Annotated in this window: 16 protein-coding genes and 2 tRNA genes; 7 read left to right on the forward strand and 11 right to left on the reverse strand. The window is 45.3% G+C overall.

Annotated elements, in window-relative coordinates; genetic code table 11:
* Positions 1-127 precede the first annotated feature (127 nt).
* Positions 128-201 (reverse strand) — tRNA-Met (locus H9626_RS09760).
* Positions 202-648: 447 nt separating this feature from the next.
* Here H9626_RS09760 and H9626_RS09765 point away from each other — a divergent pair.
* From H9626_RS09765 to H9626_RS09795, 7 genes are all read left to right on the forward strand, one after another.
* On the forward strand, positions 649-1,032 hold the full coding sequence (locus H9626_RS09765) for an START-like domain-containing protein (protein WP_178257425.1): 384 nt from the start codon (positions 649-651) through the stop codon (positions 1,030-1,032).
* A gap of 76 nt (positions 1,033-1,108) precedes the next feature.
* A complete protein-coding gene (locus H9626_RS09770) occupies positions 1,109-3,019 on the forward strand; it encodes an LptF/LptG family permease (protein ID WP_191710385.1) in 1,911 nt (636 codons plus the stop codon).
* Positions 3,020-3,040: 21 nt separating this feature from the next.
* Complete coding sequence (locus H9626_RS09775; RefSeq protein ID WP_178257423.1) at positions 3,041-4,255, forward strand: bifunctional 3,4-dihydroxy-2-butanone-4-phosphate synthase/GTP cyclohydrolase II; 1,215 nt, start codon at positions 3,041-3,043, stop codon at positions 4,253-4,255.
* A gap of 11 nt (positions 4,256-4,266) precedes the next feature.
* Positions 4,267-4,968: a Bax inhibitor-1/YccA family protein gene (locus tag H9626_RS09780; RefSeq protein ID WP_178257422.1), complete on the forward strand. Its 702-nt coding sequence runs from the start codon at positions 4,267-4,269 to the stop codon at positions 4,966-4,968.
* A 181-nt stretch (positions 4,969-5,149) separates the two neighbouring features.
* Complete coding sequence (locus H9626_RS09785) at positions 5,150-6,343, forward strand: pyridoxal phosphate-dependent aminotransferase (protein ID WP_178257421.1); 1,194 nt, start codon at positions 5,150-5,152, stop codon at positions 6,341-6,343.
* Positions 6,344-6,617: 274 nt separating this feature from the next.
* Positions 6,618-7,490 (forward strand): aldose 1-epimerase family protein, encoded by an 873-nt coding sequence (locus H9626_RS09790; protein ID WP_191710386.1) that lies wholly within the window; start codon positions 6,618-6,620, stop codon positions 7,488-7,490.
* Between the two features lie 328 nt (positions 7,491-7,818).
* Positions 7,819-7,891: transfer RNA gene (locus tag H9626_RS09795), tRNA-Thr, on the forward strand.
* A 123-nt stretch (positions 7,892-8,014) separates the two neighbouring features.
* Here H9626_RS09795 and H9626_RS09800 read toward each other — a convergent pair.
* The 10 genes from H9626_RS09800 to H9626_RS09850 form a co-directional block, all read right to left on the reverse strand.
* Positions 8,015-8,938: a Ppx/GppA phosphatase family protein gene (locus H9626_RS09800; RefSeq protein WP_178255711.1), complete on the reverse strand. Its 924-nt coding sequence runs from the start codon at positions 8,936-8,938 to the stop codon at positions 8,015-8,017.
* 22 nt (positions 8,939-8,960) lie between these two features.
* Entirely contained in the window at positions 8,961-11,033 is a 2,073-nt protein-coding gene (locus H9626_RS09805) for an RNA degradosome polyphosphate kinase (RefSeq protein WP_191710387.1), read from the reverse strand.
* 146 nt (positions 11,034-11,179) lie between these two features.
* Positions 11,180-11,641: a hypothetical protein gene (locus tag H9626_RS09810; protein WP_191710388.1), complete on the reverse strand. Its 462-nt coding sequence runs from the start codon at positions 11,639-11,641 to the stop codon at positions 11,180-11,182.
* Between the two features lie 314 nt (positions 11,642-11,955).
* Positions 11,956-13,071, reverse strand: a complete 1,116-nt coding sequence (locus H9626_RS09820; RefSeq protein WP_191710390.1) for a glycosyltransferase family protein — start codon at positions 13,069-13,071, stop codon at positions 11,956-11,958.
* Entirely contained in the window at positions 13,068-13,865 is a 798-nt protein-coding gene (locus H9626_RS09825; RefSeq protein WP_191710391.1) for a UDP-2,3-diacylglucosamine diphosphatase, read from the reverse strand. Before H9626_RS09825 ends, H9626_RS09820 begins: the two co-directional genes overlap by 4 nt.
* A gap of 24 nt (positions 13,866-13,889) precedes the next feature.
* Positions 13,890-14,081, reverse strand: a complete 192-nt coding sequence (locus H9626_RS09830) for a type II toxin-antitoxin system HicB family antitoxin (RefSeq protein ID WP_178255706.1) — start codon at positions 14,079-14,081, stop codon at positions 13,890-13,892.
* 263 nt (positions 14,082-14,344) lie between these two features.
* A complete protein-coding gene (locus H9626_RS09835) occupies positions 14,345-14,947 on the reverse strand; it encodes a porin family protein (protein ID WP_178255705.1) in 603 nt (200 codons plus the stop codon).
* Positions 14,948-15,228: 281 nt separating this feature from the next.
* Positions 15,229-16,398, reverse strand: coding sequence for a formate-dependent phosphoribosylglycinamide formyltransferase (gene purT, locus H9626_RS09840; protein WP_178255704.1), 1,170 nt, complete (start codon positions 16,396-16,398; stop codon positions 15,229-15,231).
* A 50-nt stretch (positions 16,399-16,448) separates the two neighbouring features.
* Positions 16,449-17,498, reverse strand: a complete 1,050-nt coding sequence (locus H9626_RS09845; RefSeq protein ID WP_191710392.1) for a PspC domain-containing protein — start codon at positions 17,496-17,498, stop codon at positions 16,449-16,451.
* Entirely contained in the window at positions 17,495-17,842 is a 348-nt protein-coding gene (locus tag H9626_RS09850) for a PadR family transcriptional regulator (RefSeq protein ID WP_178255702.1), read from the reverse strand. The genes H9626_RS09845 and H9626_RS09850 overlap by 4 nt, the downstream gene beginning before the upstream one ends.
* Between the last annotated feature and the right edge of the window lie 62 nt (positions 17,843-17,904).

The raw sequence follows: 17,904 nt of genomic DNA on the forward strand, positions 1-17,904 counted from the left end.
GGGAACCGGGATTGAACCGGTGACCTCATGATTATGAATCATGCGCTCTAACCAGCTGAGCTATCCCGCCATCGTTTTAAAAACCGCCGGGCGTGGAAGCCACCCAACGGCAAAAATCGTTTCTTAGTAGCGGGAACCGGGATTGAACCGGTGACCTCATGATTATGAATCATGCGCTCTAACCAGCTGAGCTATCCCGCCATCGTTTCACGATTGCGGGTGCAAAGGTAAGTCAACTTTTTGAATTACGCAACACCCTCGTTGCTTTTTTGCAAAGTTTTTTGAGTTTTGTTTGACGGCGTGGCTGATTTAAGCCGATAAACCGGTAAGGCAAGTGTGAAAATGTTTCTTTGAAACACGTTTGGAAAACAGTCTTCTGAAAAAGAAAGGCAGGGTGATACGGATATTGTTTGGATGACAAAACCGGACCCGGTTTATGTCCGTTGTGAATATAATTCACAATTTTATACGAGAAGACTGATTTGCTTGTGGAATGGAGATTACCTTATCGGGGCATTAAAACAGGCTCTTGGCAGGCAGAAGTATGAAAAAAAAGGCAACAACGCAAAAAAATAGTTTTTTATATAGTGAGTAAGCGAAAAAATCTTTTAATTTGCCGCCGTTACTTAATAATGCAAATGGAAAACAATTATGAAACGTAAGATACGAATCGAATATCCGTTAAATCCTTCTTCGGGAACAATTATATGGTCGGCTATCAGTACTCCTGCCGGATTACAGCGTTGGTTCGCCGACGAAGTTTCTAAAAGCGGGAAAATATATACATTCCGATGGGGAAAAAGTGAGGTTCGCAATGCTGAAATCATCAATATGCGTTATGAGTCGTTTATCCGTTTCCACTGGATGGATGATGAGCCCCGGACTTATTTTGAATTAAAAATGTATTATAACGAACTGACTACCGACCACTTGCTGGAAGTGACAGACTTTGCAGAGGCAGATGAAGAGGAAGATGTGCGTAATTTGTGGGATTCGCAAATCGAGATGTTACGTCGCGTGTTTGGTTTATAACTCTAAAAATATACAAAACATGCCTTTCCTCTCCGTTTTTTGTGCTACTTTTGCATCCTGATAATTAAACAAAAGAATGCTACGCATAAAAAAACTTGATATATTTGTCTTAAAGAGTTTCTTATTGCTCTTTGCCGGGACTTTTTTTATCTGTTTGTTTATCTTCATGATGCAGTTTTTGTGGAGATATGTAGACGAGCTGGTAGGAAAAGGGTTGGAGATGGACGTACTTGCTCAGTTCTTTTTCCTCTCGGCACTGACATTGATTCCGCTGTCTCTGCCGTTGGCTATCTTGCTGGCGGCACTTATGACGTTTGGTAATTTTGGAGAGCGTTACGAATTGCTTTCCATGAAAGCGGCGGGTATTCCTTTGCTGCGCATCATGCGCCCTGTCGTGTTGTTTTGTGTCTTTTTAGGTGTTGTCTCTTTCTACTTCCAAAATATCATCGGTCCGAAGGCCCAGAAAGACTTATGGACGCTGCTGGTTTCTATCAAGCAGGCCTCTCCTGAAGTTGACATACCGGAGGGGGTTTTTTACAGCGATATAGAAGGTTATAACATCTATGTGAAGCATAAAGACCGTGAGACGGGAATGCTGAAAGATATTTTGATATATAACTTCTCGGACGGATTTGAAAACGCTCATATTATTTGGGGCGAAGAAGGCAGCTTGGAGCTGACTGCCGATAAAAAGCACCTTTATCTGCATCTGTATAACGGCGAGCAGTTTGAAAACTTGCGTTCGCAGTCGGTTATCTCCCGAAATGTTCCTTACCGCCGTGAGTCGTTCCGCGAAAAGCATACGCTGATTGATTTTGATACGAACTTTGAAACGGTAGACGGAAATTTCCTGAACCAGCGTTCAGACATCAAAAACATGCGTGAAATTTCACAAGCTATCGACTCGCTGAGTACGTATGTAGACAGTGTGGGACGCGCCATGCACAAAGATATGATGCAAACCACTTACAGGCAGCCTGTGATGAACCGTGTGGATTCTATTAAGGCGGAAAAAGCGAAGCTGACAATGATTAATACAGACAGTGTGTTTAATTCATTGCCTTCTGCCGAGAAGCTGAAGGTGCTGACCGATACGGAACGGCGTATTTCTTCTTTATTGTCTGAATGGAATATGAAAACGTTCATGACTCGTGATGCCGACAACAATATTCTTCGTCATAAATCTGATTGGCATAAAAAGATAACGCTTTCGCTGGCATGTATTATTTTCTTTTTTATTGGGGCTCCGTTGGGTGCAATTATCCGTAAAGGTGGATTGGGAATGCCGGTTGTAATATCTGTCCTGATATTCGTTCTTTATTACATTATTGACTCCGGAGCAACTCGTGTAGGGCGGAGCGGTGAGATGAATGTGGTGTTGGGAACATGGATGAGTACCCTTGTGCTGGCACCTTTGGGAGCTTTCCTTACTTACAAGTCGAATAAAGATTCTGTCGTATTTAATATTGATGTATATGCCGCCTTCTTCCGTAAACTGTTGGGACTTCGCTTGTCGCGCCATTTGTTTAAGAAAGAAGTTATTATCCATACTCCTGATTATGCGAACGACGTGCTTCTGCTTGATACGCTTATCGGAGAGTGTGAGGATTATGCCCGGACACACAAGCTGTTAGGGCCGCCCAATTATTTCCGTGTATTTACAAATAACGAACACGACGATGTTATTGCCGGGATAAGTCAGCAGATGGAAGGGCTGGTAGAAGAACTTTCGAATACGAAAGACACCATTCTGCTGAATTACTTGAACAATTATCCGTTCTTGTCGGTTAAAGCTCATAAGAGCTTGTTCGACAATCGCTGGCTGAACGCTTTGTGTGGCTTGGTTATTCCTGCCGGGTTGCTGATATGGCTTAATATCTGGCGTTATCGTGTAAGGTTGGATAAAGACTTGAAAGTTATCGTGAAGACCAGTCGCGATGTACAGAACAGAATAAGAGACATATATGATAATGATAAACAACAATAATAAAATAGAAGAACAGAAATTATGGAAAAAGTCAAACTGAATACCATCGAAGAAGCTATCGAGGATTTTCGTAAAGGAGAATTTGTAATCATAGTAGACGATGAAGATCGCGAAAATGAAGGAGACTTGGTGGTGGCAGCCGAACTGATCACTCCCGAAAAGGTCAACTTTATGCTGAAACATGCCCGGGGGGTACTCTGCGCTCCTATCACTCTTTCGCGTTGTGAAGAACTCGACCTGCCTCATCAGGTATCTAATAATACATCTGTGCTGGGAACTCCGTTTACGGTTACTGTGGATAAACTGGAAGGCTGTACTACCGGAGTTTCGGCTGCCGACCGTGCTGCAACCATTCGTGCGCTTGCTGACCCGGCTTCGACACCTGAAACCTTTGGACGTCCCGGACACATCAATCCGCTGTATGCACAGGAAAAAGGGGTGCTTCGGCGCGCCGGACATACCGAAGCCTGCGTAGACATGGCTCGTTTGGCTGGGCTTTATCCGGCTGCGGCTCTGATGGAAGTGATGAACGAAGACGGTACGATGGCACGTTTGCCTGAATTGAGAAAGCTGGCAGACGAATACGGACTTAAATTGATTTCGATTGCCGACCTGATAGCGTATCGGTTGAAACAAGAATCGCTGGTTGAACGTGGGGTAGAGGTTGACATGCCCACTGCTTACGGTCACTTCCGGTTGATTCCTTTCCGTCAGAAAAGCAATGGCTTGGAACACGTGGCGCTGATAAAAGGTACGTTCGAAGCAAATGAACCTGTATTGGTACGGGTACATTCTTCATGCGCAACCGGTGATATCTTCGGGTCAATGCGTTGCGATTGCGGCGAACAGCTTCACCGCGCCATGCAGCAGATAGAGCGTGAAGGAAAGGGAGCGGTAGTATATCTGAACCAAGAAGGAAGAGGCATCGGGCTGATGGAAAAAATGAAAGCCTATAAGTTGCAGGAAGAAGGGATGGACACGGTAGATGCCAACATCTGTTTGGGACATCAGGCAGACGAGCGAGATTACGGTGTAGGTGCTCAAATATTGCGCGAAATAGGCATTCATAAAATGCGCCTATTAACCAATAACCCGGTGAAGCGCGTGGGACTGGAGGCTTACGGTTTGGAAATCGTGGAGAATGTTCCCATCGAAGTAACGCCTAATCCTTATAACGAACGTTATCTGCATACCAAGAAAGACCGTATGGGGCATACATTACATTTTAATAAATAAAACATCGCTTTATGGAAACAAACAATTTAGTAAGAAATTATGCGGCAAAAGCGGCACAGACTGCTTTGTTTCGTAGCGTATATCTTTGGATGACTCTCGCGCTGGTTATTACCGGATTTGTGGCTATGTATGTGGCAAAATCGTACGCGCTTATTTCGATGATAGCTCAAAACAGCATCATGTTTTGGGGAATCCTTATAGCCGAATTAGGGCTTGTGATGTATATGTCTGCACGCATCAACCGCATCAGCTTTACTACGGCTACCCTGCTTTTCATCGCTTATTCGGTGTTAAACGGCGTAACCATGTCGATACTGTTCATGGTTTACACGCTTAGCTCTATCGCTACCACCTTCTTTGTTACGGCGGGAACCTTTGGTGCGATGGCGCTGTTTGGCTATGTAACGAAAAAAGACCTGACACGCATCGGAAGTCTTTGCATCATGGGAGTCATCGGGCTTATCATCGCTTCGGTGGTGAATCTCTTTTTGCAGAACTCTATGATGGATATGATTATCTCTTATGTGGGCGTGTTGCTGTTTGTAGGACTTACAGCTTACGATTCGCAGAAAATCAAGCAATTGCTTGGTGGCGATGACATAGAGGTAAACGAAACGACACAGAAAATAGCCCTTATGGGAGCCTTGACTCTGTATCTCGATTTCATCAACCTGTTCATTTACTTGCTGCGTATTTTAGGCGACCGTAAATAAAGAATATTAATTCGGACGGCTCTTATGTGTCATCTGCTTGGAGATGTAGCATAAGAGCCGTTTTTTTATGCCTTGTCGGGAGGTGCTTGGAAGGAAAATGACAATTTTCTTAAAATGTTTTTATATGTGACAGAAAATGATTTCTTTTGCAGGAAATTAACAACCTAAACAAGCGAAAACAATGAATCAACTTTCAGACCGTTTAAATAGCCTGTCGCCTTCGGCAACATTGGCTATGTCACAAAAGAGTAGTGAATTAAAAGCACAAGGTGTAGACGTCATTAATTTGAGTGTTGGCGAACCGGACTTCAATACGCCCGACCATATTAAAGAAGCTGCCAAAAAAGCTATCGACGAGAACTATTCGCGTTATTCGCCCGTGGCTGGATATCCTGCTTTGCGTAACGCTATCGTTGCAAAGCTGAAAAACGAAAACGGTTTGGAGTATACGGCTGCCCAAATCAGTTGTGCGAACGGTGCCAAACAGTCTGTATGCAATACGATAATGGCACTTGTCAATAAAGGCGACGAAGTTATCGTTCCCGCTCCTTATTGGGTAAGCTATCCTGAAATGGTGAAACTGGCAGAAGGTACTCCGGTTATTGTGCGTGCAGGTATCGACCAAGACTTCAAGATTACTCCTGCACAGTTGGAAGCAGCCATTACGCCGAAAACCCGTGCGCTGATATTGTGTTCTCCGTCTAACCCTACCGGCTCGGTTTATACGCAGGAAGAACTGAAAGGGCTTGCCGACGTGTTGGCTAAACACGAACGTGTCATTGTGATAGCCGATGAAATTTATGAACACATCAACTACATCGGAAAACACCAGAGCATCGCGCAGTTTGCTGAAATAAAAGACCGTGTGGTCATCGTAAACGGTGTGTCAAAAGCATACGCCATGACCGGATGGCGTATCGGATTCATCGCCGCTCCCGAATGGATTGTGAAAGGAGTAAACAAACTTCAGGGACAATATACCTCCGGCCCTTGCTCGGTATCACAAAAAGCAGCCGAAGCTGCCTATACGGGTACACAGGCTCCGGTAGAAGAAATGCGCAAGGCTTTCGAACGCCGCCGCGATTTGATTGTGAAGCTGGCAAAGGAAATTCCGGGATTTGAAGTAAACGTTCCGCAGGGAGCTTTCTACCTCTTCCCGAAATGCGATTCATTCTTTGGAAAGAAAGATGGCGACCGCGTAATTGCCAATGCCGATGATTTGGCTATGTACTTGCTTGAAGTAGGCCATGTGGCTTGTGTTGGAGGTACGTCCTTCGGTGCACCGGAGTGCATCCGTATGAGTTATGCCACTTCCGACGAGAATATCGTTGAGGCAATGCGCCGCATCAAAGAAACTTTGGCACGATTGAAATAAAAATCCTGCACACTCAGGGCATGAAACAAGCCTTTAAATGTTTCCCGCAGGTTCGGGAAATGTTTAAAGGCTTGTTTTTTATCCGTTTACATCCCGCCGATTACCCCGCCTGAACGCTTCCGCATGTGTTGTCCGACGCATCCGCATGTGTTACTCAACGCTTCCGCATGTTCTCATAAGCGCATCCGCATGTGTTTATGAAAACAAAACGGCTTGGATATTCGCGCAAAAAGATTAAATTTGTATCAGAAAACACAACTTAAAAAGATTCGTTATGAAGACATTATCCAATTCCCGTCTTACCATTCAGGTTTCTCCGCATGGCGCCGAACTGTGCAGCATTGTCTGTAACGGCAAAGAGTATCTTTGGCAGGCTGATCCGGCTTTCTGGAAACGCCATTCTCCGGTACTGTTTCCCATCGTGGGAAGTGTATGGCAGAATACTTATTCTGTAAACAACCGCTCTTTTAATCTTACCCAGCATGGGTTTGCCCGCGACATGGATTTCGAGTTGATTTCCGAAACAGCCGATGAAATTCGTTTCCGCCTTTCCGATAACGAGGAAACTCGTGAGAAATATCCCTATCCGTTCTGTCTGGAAATAGGTTACCGCTTGGAAGGAAACAGAATCCGGGTAATGTGGCAAGTAAGCAACCCCTCGGATGAAGATATTTATTTCCAGATAGGAGCGCATCCGGCGTTTTATTATCCGGGTTTCAACCCCACGGAAAATCGCAGAGGCTTTTTCGGTTTCGACTGTAAAGAAAGTTTAAGATATTTGCTTATCGCCGAAAAAGGTTGTGCAGACACGTCGAAATCCTATCCGCTTATGCTTGATGCAGACGGGCTGCTTCCTATTGACATACATACATTCGACCGCGATGCACTGATACTGGAAGACAGTCAGGTAAAAGAAGTGACGCTTTACGATAACGACAAGCAACCTTGCTTGAGCCTGTATTTCGATGCGCCGGTAGTCGGATTATGGTCTCCTCCCGGTAAAAATGCCCCGTTTGTTTGCATCGAACCGTGGTACGGTCGTTGCGACCGTCATGGATATACGGGAGAGTTCAAAGATAAAGACTGGATACAACATCTTGCTCCCGGCGAGGTGTTCCGTGGCGGATATATCATTGAGATAAAATAAAGAACAAAGGCTGTTTTGAAATGAATGTTCATTTTCAGACAGCCTTCATTTGTATCCCTGAGTTCTATTGATTTTTTAGAGCCTGTTTAAATTTTCCGATTAAGTATTTTTATCCGCCCCTTTTTGAGTTTGTTTCCGGTCTGTTTCCCCGTTTTTACTCGTCAGATAGCCCGCTATCCTCCTCGTAAAAGCCGAAAAACATCCTCGAAAACAATTCTCAAACTGAGGCAGAGCAAAATTTAAACAGGCTCTTAGAAAAAATACTCAAATTCGTTTTGTATATTCAAATAAAGCCGTATCTTTGCATCGCTTTTCAGAAGAAAAGATTGCCGAAATAACTCAGTTGGTAGAGTAACTCATTCGTAATGAGTAAGTCGCGGGTTCGAGTCCCGCTTTCGGCTCGACAAGCGCATTTATGCGCTTTTTTTATTGCGATGAATATAAGTTAAAGATTAAGCAAAAGAAAGACTGTCATTTCAAAATCCTGAGATGACAGTCTTTTTTTATCGTGGTATTGTAAGAAACTATTCTGCTGTGAGTGTTGCTTTGTTGCGCGCATAGAGGTCGTCGATGATGCCATCAGACAAACCGATTACCGGGACGTAAATATACGTAGCCCCGATAATGTTGGCTATGGTCAGAAAGATTTCTCCTGCCGGAACGATTACGTCTGCACGGTCGGGTTTCAGGCTGTATTTTTCCATACGTTCTTCTACCGACAATGATTTCAGGTCTTCATGCAGGGCACTGAGCGTAGTCACCAACATGCGCAGTTGTTTCTTTTCTTTTTTTTCTGCCAAGCGGTACAGCTTGTTGATGTTTCCTCCTGAACCGATGATGTTGGTTTGCGGGTACGACTGCGCCAACTCTGCCATGTCTTTCTTCAGTCTTTCCCATTCTTTTTCTTTTACCGCATTGTTCAGAATACGTACTGTACCGATGTTGTAAGAACGGCTGCACATCAGTTCACCTTGCGACAGCAGGTTGATTTCCGTACTGCCACCGCCCACATCTACATAAATGTAATTTCCCTTGCGGTCTTCCATGCACTCCAGATGGTTGTTATAGATAATCTTCGCTTCTTCTTGTCCGTCGATTATCTCTATTTGGATGCCTGTTTTCTTCTCAATACGTTTTATAATGTCTTTTCCGTTTTGGGCATCACGCATGGCAGACGTGGCACATGCACGGCAGTATTTCACGCCGTAAATCTCCATCAGGTTGCTATACGCTTTCATCAGGCGAATCATGTTTTTTTCTTTCTTTTCTGATATTTCGCCTTTCGCAAAAACATCAAATCCCAAGCGTAACGGAACACGTAATAAAATTTCTTTTGAAGAGCGGATTTCTCCGTCTTTCTCTGACATTCGTTTTATCAGCAACCGGACAGCATTCGAACCGATGTCAATGGCTGCATACGTTGCTGAATCCTCTTTATCTTTTGCCATAATGTTTTGTAGTTTTATATGATTATTCGCCTGTACCGGCGTTTTCTGCTAAATAATAATCGTATAATGCTTCTTGTGAACGGAACGGGGGATTCTCGCCGATGTCTTGGAATTGGTTTTCTCCTTTGCCGTCTACGATGCGTCCCTGAAGTGTATCGTTCAGCCCGTATTCTACGATTCGTTTCATTTCGCCCTTTATCGCCGGGTCGAATACCGGAGTTACCACCTCGATGCGGTGGTCTAAGTTCCGCGGCATCCAGTCTGCCGAGCCGATAAATATTTTCTCTTCACCTCCTGCCGCGAAGATGAAGATGCGCGAATGTTCCAAGTATCGGTCTATGATTCCCCGGATGCGAATGTGGTCGCTCACTCCTTCGATGCCCGTTACCAGCGAACAGTTGCCGCGTACCAACAAATCAATGTCTACCCCCGCCCGCGATGCTTCATATAGCTTTTCTACCATGATAGGGTCGGTGATGTGGTTGATTTTTATTTTGATATATGCCGGTTTGCCTGCTTTTTTATTCTTTATTTCGTCGTTGATTAGCGCAATGAACTTCTTCTTCATTTCGTTGGGCGAAACAAGCAGGTTCTTAAAGCGTACCGGACTGTAAGGACGTTCGATGAAATCGAATACCGAATCTACTTCTCTTACTAATTGGGGGAGTGCGGTCATCAATACACAGTCGGTGTACATGCGCGCATTTCCTTCGTGGAAGTTTCCGGTACTGATGCAGGCTATGTCCGGACCTTTTTTCATGCCGATGTGGGTAATCTTTGAGTGGACTTTCAATCCCTCTACGCCGAAAATTACTTTGATACCTGCATCTTGCATCTTCTTAGACCAGTTGATGTTGGAAGCCTCGTCGAAGCGTGCCAACAGTTCGATGACAACCGTGACTTTCTTTCCGTTGCGTGCCGCAGCTATCAACGCCTTGACTACTTTCGATTCTTTAGCCAACCGATACAGCGTTATCTTCACGCTTTGCACTTGTTTGCTTACAGCCGCCTCCTGAAGAACCCGGATGAAAGAGTCGAAATTATGGTAAGGCACGTGGATGAAACGGTCTTGCTGGCGAATCTTTTCTAAGATACTGTCCGGGCCGTCCAGCTCTTTCTTCAAGATAGGAGTCCACGCCGGATATTTCAAATCCGTATGTCCGCAGTCGGGGAAACGCATCAAGTCTTTATGGTTCTGATAACGTCCGCTTTCTAATACCGTGTCCAGCGTATCCAAATCTAATTTCTTCAATACACGTCTCAGCAGGTCTTTCGGCATCTCACTGTCGTATAATACACGCAGCGGTTCGCCCCGTTTGCGGCTCTTTACGCCTTTCGATATCTTCTGAAGCGTACCCGTGCGCAGGTCATTGTCGATTTCCATTTCCGCATCGCGTGTAAACTTAAAGGCGTAGGCTTCAAACTCGGTGTAGCCCAAGCCTTCGAATACTAACGGCAGGCAGCAGCGCACTACGTCATCCAAGTACATCAGGTAACTCTTTCCATCCGAATCCGGAAGCCGCACGAAGCGTCCGCATACGTTGACGGGAAGTTCCATAAACGCATAGTCCGATTGAGCTTTAGGCGATTTCCGGCTAACTTTTACTGCCAGATAGATATTTTCATCGTTTTCACTGTCGAGCAGTTTGACCGCCGAAAACCACACCGGAATCATCAGTCCGCTCAGGTTCTTTTTGTAGTACGAACGGATAAACTCCAACTGTTCGGGAGTAATCTCGCTATCTGTGATTTGGTAAATGTTTTCTTTCCGTAATTCCTGCGTAATCTGATGAACCGTGGCTTCATACTCTTTCATGTAGCCGGAGTTCAGCTTGTTGATTTGCTTGATGAGCTTCATCGCATGTTCTCTTTCGTGCGAGGCCGCACGGTCGCCACATTCGGCTATGCGGTTTTGGGTAGCCATGCGTACTCTGAAAAATTCATCCAAGTTATTCGAGTAAATGCCTAAAAAAGACATACGCTCCAATAAAGGCACGTGAGTGCGTGTGGCTTCCTGCAAAATACGTCGGTTGAAATACATCCAACTGATATCCCTTTCAAGGTAATAAGTCTCTTGTTTTTTCTTCTGTACCATAACAAATTCGTACTTTTTTGCAAAGAAAAGCATTTTATGTTACAAAAGGATTTCAAAATCTCCCTTTTTTCTGTTTTTAAGAGCCTGTTAAGCCTAAATCATTAGGTTTCGGGTTTAACAGGCTCTCATTCGTATGGTGTATTGTTTTAAGCATCTTCATCCCCATTGAAGAAAAGAACAAATCCGGCGATCAGCCATATCATGAATATCGTTGTTACGATTCCATGTAAAAGTTCCTCGTAAGGGCTGCCTTGATAATATAGGTAAAAAAGGATGGCAGGCATTACGGCGTAGAGCGACAAATAGTAGGTTACTTTCCAGCGTGCCAACGTTTTTTTCGTTTTGATGTAGCCTGTCGGTTCTGTTACTTCTACCCACGGGGTTACTTTCCCGTAGAAAAGTTTGTCGTTTCGTACTTTTTGGGTTGCATAGATTATTAATAGTAAAAAACTGACTACAGTTGTGAATATTATTGCATAGAAGAACATGTCGCTTTGGAATCCGTAGTCAACTCCGTCTACTAAGTCTATAACCCAAAATATGATAAATATGTTTTGAAACTCTGATAGGTAACGCTGTTTGTAGATTTGAGTAATTCGATTATTCATAGTGTTTTGATTAAGTGATTAATATCATTTGTTCGTGTTAGAAATAGGAGGATACCGTCACGCTATCGGCAGATGCCGGCGGAAAGCGCACGAAAGTAGGCAACCGCTGCAACGGTTGGATAAACTGCCCGATGGGGGAGTGTCGGTTATCATCGTGTATAACTTAAAGGTTGTTTCGTTTTGCAGGGCAATTTATGTAAAAAAAATCGGATTATGCAAATAATTTGTAATAAATTAAGAGACTGTCTGATGCCGGCAGATAAGCAGAATCAAACAGTCTCGGTTACAATGGTTGGTTATATGTTGGTGTGTGTTTATACGAAATCTTCTACCATATACATGTGGTGCGGCTGACTTTGAGGTAAGAAATATTCTAACTCATCTACGATTACATGTTCTGCCGATTTAGCCCAGCGCATGAAGTCGGGGTTGGGACGGTAAGTTTCAGAGAAAGCAAGCAAGCGTTCCAAGTTGAAATCTTCATCGGTTACTCCCGCTCCGTTTCTTACGGCATCGAACGCATTGCATTCTTGTTCGATGTGTGCCGGAACCATCAGGATAGGTTTGCCTAAATACATCGCTTCGCAGATAGATTCGAAACCGGCGGTGCTGGCGTATGCTTTACATCCCGCCATGCGGCGCAGGAAGTCTACATCGTCTAACTGGTGGAAATACAGCGTATCGTCTATCTTCTTTACCGGATCGTTTTCCTCAAAATTGTCCCAAAAGAAGTGGAGGGGAACGTCGGGGTATTCCTTATGCCAGCGGCGCACGCTTTGGGCAAAGCCCGCATTCAGCAGGTAGCCGTGGATATAGTTTCCCTCGGTGGCTTCTTGTATAAATACGTCTGACCGGAGCAGGGGAGGGATGACGCGGATGGTTCCGTCGTCTGCCATCGGATGGAACGACAACGCTAGTTTCCGTTTCGCGCCCAGCGCAGTAAGCCGTGTAAAAAGATTGAGCAGAAACATGCTCCAACGTTTTTGTTTGGGCAGCCCGAAATCGCGGTGAAGGAACAGGTACTGATGTCCGATACATACCTGCGGAACCGACGGGCGGAAGAAGAAGTAAGTCAGCCCCGTAAGCAGTTCGTAGAAATTAATTACCAAGTCAGCTTTGCTCTCTTTTATCCGCCGATGGATGAAGTAAACGCTTTCGGCGTATTCGGGCAGCTTGAACAGGTTATAAACCACGCTGCGCGGCAGGTTGGCGCGACAGTTTGCCTGCGTGGGCAGGAAATTGGGACTGGTGAACTGCTTGATGGGTGCGTGAACGCTGCGCACGAAGAACCCCGGCAACCGCCGTGCTTCGCTTTTCCCCACCAGAATCTCGACCACGTCGTGCCCGTTGTCGCGTAACAGTTTTTCTAACGAAATGGCTTGGGTCAGATGTCCCCGCCCTTCGCCCTGAACGATGAATAATATTTTCATGATGCTATATTTAGAGCCAATACGTTGGAACCGGATTCGCGCAGGGCAAAATCGGAGTAATACATCACCTGCCAGTTGCCCTCATTATCTTCGGTCAGTGCCGAAAGCGTTTCTACCCAGTCGCCCGAATTCAGATAGTGAATGCCGTCTATCATGCTGTTCTCCGGATGATGGATGTGTCCGCAGATAACGCCGTCGCATTCCCGTGCGCGGGCGAAAGACACAAGCACACGCTCAAAGTCGGAAATATACGATACGGCAGTTTTCACCTTCTGCTTGATGGCTTGCGAGAGTGAGTAGTAAGGCTTTCCGTGTTTCACCCGGTAACGGTTATACAGTCCGTTGAGCCACAGCAGCAGCGTATATCCGATGTCGCCCAACTTGGCAAGCCATTTCATTTCCGTCGTCACGCGGTCGAACACGTCGCCGTGGGTTACAAAGTAATAACGTCCGTTGCTCTCCAGCATGTAGTCTTTCACTATCTGGATGTTTCCGAAACGCAGCGGAACCAGACTGTCCAGAAAATCATCGTGGTTTCCCCGCACGTAGATAACCTCTGTTCCGTGTTTCTCCATCATGTTCATAATGATTTTAAAGAAGCGCGTATGCTCCGGCTTCCACTTCTTTACGCCCGACTTCTGTAAGTTCCATCCGTCGATGATGTCGCCGTTCAGTATCAGACGCTCACAGTCTACGCTGCTTAAAAAGTCGCTCGCTTCGTTTACTTTCGAGTGGGTTGTTCCCAAATGGATGTCCGATAAAACCACCGTTCGGTAATAAGGTCTTTGTTCCATAGTTTTACAGATTAAGAAACCGCATTATGCCATGTCTTCAAGCGTGTACATCGAAGAGATTTCGTACAGAAATTCTTCTGCCATCAGCTCTACGTTTTCGATGGCATCTTCCACCGTTTCGCCGTAAGCAAAACACTGTTCATGCTCCAGCAGGTAAGCGTAATACTCTCCTCCGGGCAAACATTCTACTACGTATTTTCCAGCAATAACTTCCATAGCTATACATGTTGAATTTAAATCTGCCCAAAGGTCATCAATTTGTGTTTCAAATCCGTGTATTCGTTATTACGTTTCTATGAAAAAGGCTTCGGAAGACGAATCATGCCCTCCAAAGCCTTCTGATTATAAGTAAAAAACACATGCGGATGTTTTCATTAACGCATCCGCATGTGTTCGGTAACGCATACGGTAGAGTTACCTGTCTTTACCGCTTATGTTTTTGCATAAACTCAATGTGTCTTTTTTTGCCGTCTCAACGGTCAGAATCTATATCCTACACCGATTGCAAAGTTCATGTTACGGGGTTTGTCACCATCGTAATCGTTGTCAAAGTGATACGGTGTGATAAATCCGTTTTGTCCGGTGATGTTTATCAGGTAGTGTTCGCCCAGTTCTACGCCTACACCCCACTGGATACCCAAGTCGAAGCGTTTCCAGTTCATTCCGTCGTCGGCAAACATTTTGTTGCTTTTCGCATTGTCAATGTGCAGTTTCGATTTGCCGCCTACCCCGATACCTAAATAAGGACCGGCATTAACAACAAATTTCACATCATCTGTAATGGGGAATTTGTAGGCAGCCGTTAAAGGGATATCCAAGTAAATCGGCCGGGCTGTAAACTTCTCTCCCTCAAATTTGTATTTGAAACCTTTAGAGGTAACCATCAGCCCCGGCTGAAAAGCCCAATGTTCGTTAAACTCATAATCCATACCTATACCCGCTGTAAATCCGGGCAATACTTTTGAGTTGTCCAACTTGGTCATGTTCCCAAAGTTCATGCCGAACTTCACGTCCCATCTCAGCTGTGAGAAGCCTGCTACCGCAAACATTCCCATAATCAATGTCAGTAATACCTTTTTCATTTTTGTTTGTTTTAGTTTCAGTCCTTCCCCGGTAGACTTATTGTTTTTTATTTGCGCGAAACGCAGGGGCTACCTTTCTGTTGTTTTTGAAAGGTTCGTTTCTATTTTTTGCTAACAACAAAAGTAGCGAATTGTTTGATAGCTTGATTAATAAATGTATTAAAAGAACAAATTTACATAAAAACGGCACACCGGACGGCAGGATAAAAAACAAGGCACGAACTGCATTTTTCTGCCGCTCGTGCCTTTCTGTCTTAATAAAAGAAGGACAATATCCGGGTTTAATAGACTTCTATCTTCGAAGCCAGCTTTTTACATTTTTCGCGCAATGCGTTGAGGTCGCCATCGTTCTTGTCGTAACAAACTACCACACCCATGCGGCGGTTCAGTTTGGTAAACGGTTTGCCGAAGATACGCAAATACGTGTTGGGTTGCGAACAAACCAGCTCTTCGCCACGGTAGCGCGGCGTTTCCTTGCTTGCTATCGGCGACAGGATGACAGCGCTTGCCCCGATGTGTTCTTGGGTAATGCCCGGAATGGGTAAGCCCAATACGGCGTAAAGATGTAGTTCAAACTCATTTAAGTTTTGTGTATTGGCAAGCGTAACCATGCCGGTGTCGTGCGGACGCGGAGAGAGTTCAGAGAAGTAAACACCCTTATCGTGGCTCAGGAAAAACTCTACGCCCCACAGCCCGTATCCCGTCAGTGCCTCGGTTACTTTGGCAGCCATGCGCTGTGCCTCCGCCAAATGTTCGGGGGCAATGTGTGCAGGCTGGAAACTTTCGCGGTAATCGCCACCCTTCTGAACGTGACCGATAGGAGGGCAGAACAGCGTAGGCCCGTTTTTCTGAGTAACAGTAAGCAATGTAATTTCACTGTCGAACTGGATAAACTCTTCGATAATCAGTTCCTTGATGTCGCCACGGCTACCGCTGCATCCGTAATCCCATGAGTATTGCAGGTCTTCGGGTCCTTTGGCTACCGACTGCCCTTTTCCCGATGAAGACATCAGCGGCTTGATTACACACGGATAGCCAATCTTTTCAGCCGCTTCTTTCAGCTCTTCCAACGAAGTGGCATAAAAATATTTTGCCGTTTTCAGTCCCAGCTCTTTGGCAGCCAAATCACGGATAGCCTTGCGGTTCATGGTGAAATTAACGGCACGCGCACTCGGCACTACCTGAATTCCCTCTTTTTCCAAATGGTAAAGCCGTTCGGTGCGTATGGCTTCGATTTCGGGGACTATGATGTCCGGATGGTATTTTTCTACAACGCGGTCGAGCGCTTCGCCGTCTAACATATTGAACACCTCGCAAGCGTCTGCCACCTGCATGGCAGGAGCGCCCGCGTATGAATCACAAGCTACGATGTATTGCCCCAAACGTTGTGCGGCAATGGTAAATTCCTTTCCTAACTCGCCGGAACCCAGCAAAAGTATTTTCTTAGTCATATTCGTTTTTAGTTTGGTATTGGCAAAGATAACCTTTTAAATTGAAAGCATCAAGTGAATAGGGCGGGGAAATAAGAATATTCGAAAAACGGAGCTTGAAGCAAGAATATTATTCCCACCGCCATCGCTATAAACCAAAGCAGGATAAGGATAATCTTTGTTGAGGTAGACATGGGTTTCCACTTGCCGAAACCTTGCAGGATGAGTTGCAGCAGTCCTACCACCGGGATACCGATAGCCAGCAGTCCGCAAACAGCTATGGTGATGGCGATAGTCGGCGAGTTGCCAATCAGATTCCAGTCGATATAAGGCAGGGTGTTATAAAAAGCTGCCGGGATGCTTACCAGTATGCCTGTAGCAGCCATAAGCAGTGCGAACAAAACAATCAGCCCTACCAACAATGCCGGGGCGCAACAAATGGCTACGAGTATCAGGAACAGCTTCAGCAAGAATCCGATGACCGCCACAAAAGCATTGCCCAAGCGGTGGAGAAACGAGCGTGGCTTTTCGGAATGTGCAAACTCGTTGGCGCGTTCAAATCCGTTCGTCACCGTCTTGCCGATGTTGGTTACATTGATCGGTTCGCCGCGCATCTGCAACTTCTCGGTAGCCGTCTGCGCCATCGGGATGACAATCCAAGCTATCAGGTAAGCCAGTATCAGTCCGTGAACGAAGCATCCGAACACAATGAGTATGATACGCACCCACGTGGGGTCCCATCCGAAGTAAGCCGAGATACCCGAAATCACACCTCCCAGTATGCGGTCGTCCGGATTACGGAACAGCCGGCGCGATATGTTTTTGTCGGTATCCTTCTTCTCTTGTTCCTCGTCCGCCTCATCATTTAAATCTTCCGGTTTACCCATGCGGGCTATCACGCTCTCCACTATCTCTATCGTTATCACCTGCTTCCCGTCGCGGATACATTCGTTAAACAGTTCGGCGATGCGTGTTTCTATGTCGCGCACAATTTCATCCGCCCCTTCCTGCTTGCGGAAATGATAGCGCAGGTTATTCAGGTAATTATCCAGTAAAACATAGGCATCCTCATCTATGTTATAAACGGTTCCGCCCAAATTGATTGTCAGTGTCTTTTTCATAATATGTTAGCTGTTAGAAGTTTTTGTCTTAAGTGATTTACAGTATCCGAAAGGTCATCCCAAGCAGTTTCCAGTTCGGAGAGAAATTCTTCGCCTTGTTTCGTCAGTTGGTAGTACTTGCGGGGAGGCCCCTGTGTCGATTCCACCCACTCGTACGACAAGAGTCCATCGTTTTTTAACCGGGTGAGCAGCGGATAAAGCGTACCCTCTACCACAATCAGCTTGGCTTCTTTCAGCTTCATGATGATATCCGAAGCGTAGGATGCCTCCCGGTGTAACAGTAAAAGAATGCAGTATTCTAACATCCCTTTACGCATCTGTGATTTTACATTGTCTACATTCATTTGTATTTCAATAATTGTTTGTATGGCACAAATATATGCTTTATTTAAATACCTTGTATTAC

This window comes from Phocaeicola faecium (genome assembly GCF_014837055.1).
Taxonomy (GTDB): Bacteria; Bacteroidota; Bacteroidia; order Bacteroidales; family Bacteroidaceae; genus Phocaeicola; species Phocaeicola gallinarum.

Bases quoted from the DNA above. Each gene is read 5' to 3' on its own strand.
- H9626_RS09835 (WP_178255705.1), bottom strand. From the start codon at position 14,947: ATGAAAAAGGTATTACTGACATTGATTATGGGAATGTTTGCGGTAGCA.
- H9626_RS09820 (WP_191710390.1), bottom strand. From the start codon at position 13,071: ATGAAAATATTATTCATCGTTCAGGGCGAAGGGCGGGGACATCTGACC.
- H9626_RS09790 (WP_191710386.1), top strand. From the start codon at position 6,618: ATGAAGACATTATCCAATTCCCGTCTTACCATTCAGGTTTCTCCGCAT.
- H9626_RS09805 (WP_191710387.1), bottom strand. From the start codon at position 11,033: ATGGTACAGAAGAAAAAACAAGAGACTTATTACCTTGAAAGGGATATC.
- purT (WP_178255704.1), bottom strand. From the start codon at position 16,398: ATGACTAAGAAAATACTTTTGCTGGGTTCCGGCGAGTTAGGAAAGGAA.
- H9626_RS09785 (WP_178257421.1), top strand. From the start codon at position 5,150: ATGAATCAACTTTCAGACCGTTTAAATAGCCTGTCGCCTTCGGCAACA.
- H9626_RS09770 (WP_191710385.1), top strand. From the start codon at position 1,109: ATGCTACGCATAAAAAAACTTGATATATTTGTCTTAAAGAGTTTCTTA.
- H9626_RS09850 (WP_178255702.1), bottom strand. From the start codon at position 17,842: ATGAATGTAGACAATGTAAAATCACAGATGCGTAAAGGGATGTTAGAA.
- H9626_RS09810 (WP_191710388.1), bottom strand. From the start codon at position 11,641: ATGAATAATCGAATTACTCAAATCTACAAACAGCGTTACCTATCAGAG.
- H9626_RS09845 (WP_191710392.1), bottom strand. From the start codon at position 17,498: ATGAAAAAGACACTGACAATCAATTTGGGCGGAACCGTTTATAACATA.
- H9626_RS09775 (WP_178257423.1), top strand. From the start codon at position 3,041: ATGGAAAAAGTCAAACTGAATACCATCGAAGAAGCTATCGAGGATTTT.
- H9626_RS09780 (WP_178257422.1), top strand. From the start codon at position 4,267: ATGGAAACAAACAATTTAGTAAGAAATTATGCGGCAAAAGCGGCACAG.
- H9626_RS09830 (WP_178255706.1), bottom strand. From the start codon at position 14,081: ATGGAAGTTATTGCTGGAAAATACGTAGTAGAATGTTTGCCCGGAGGA.
- H9626_RS09825 (WP_191710391.1), bottom strand. From the start codon at position 13,865: ATGGAACAAAGACCTTATTACCGAACGGTGGTTTTATCGGACATCCAT.
- H9626_RS09800 (WP_178255711.1), bottom strand. From the start codon at position 8,938: ATGGCAAAAGATAAAGAGGATTCAGCAACGTATGCAGCCATTGACATC.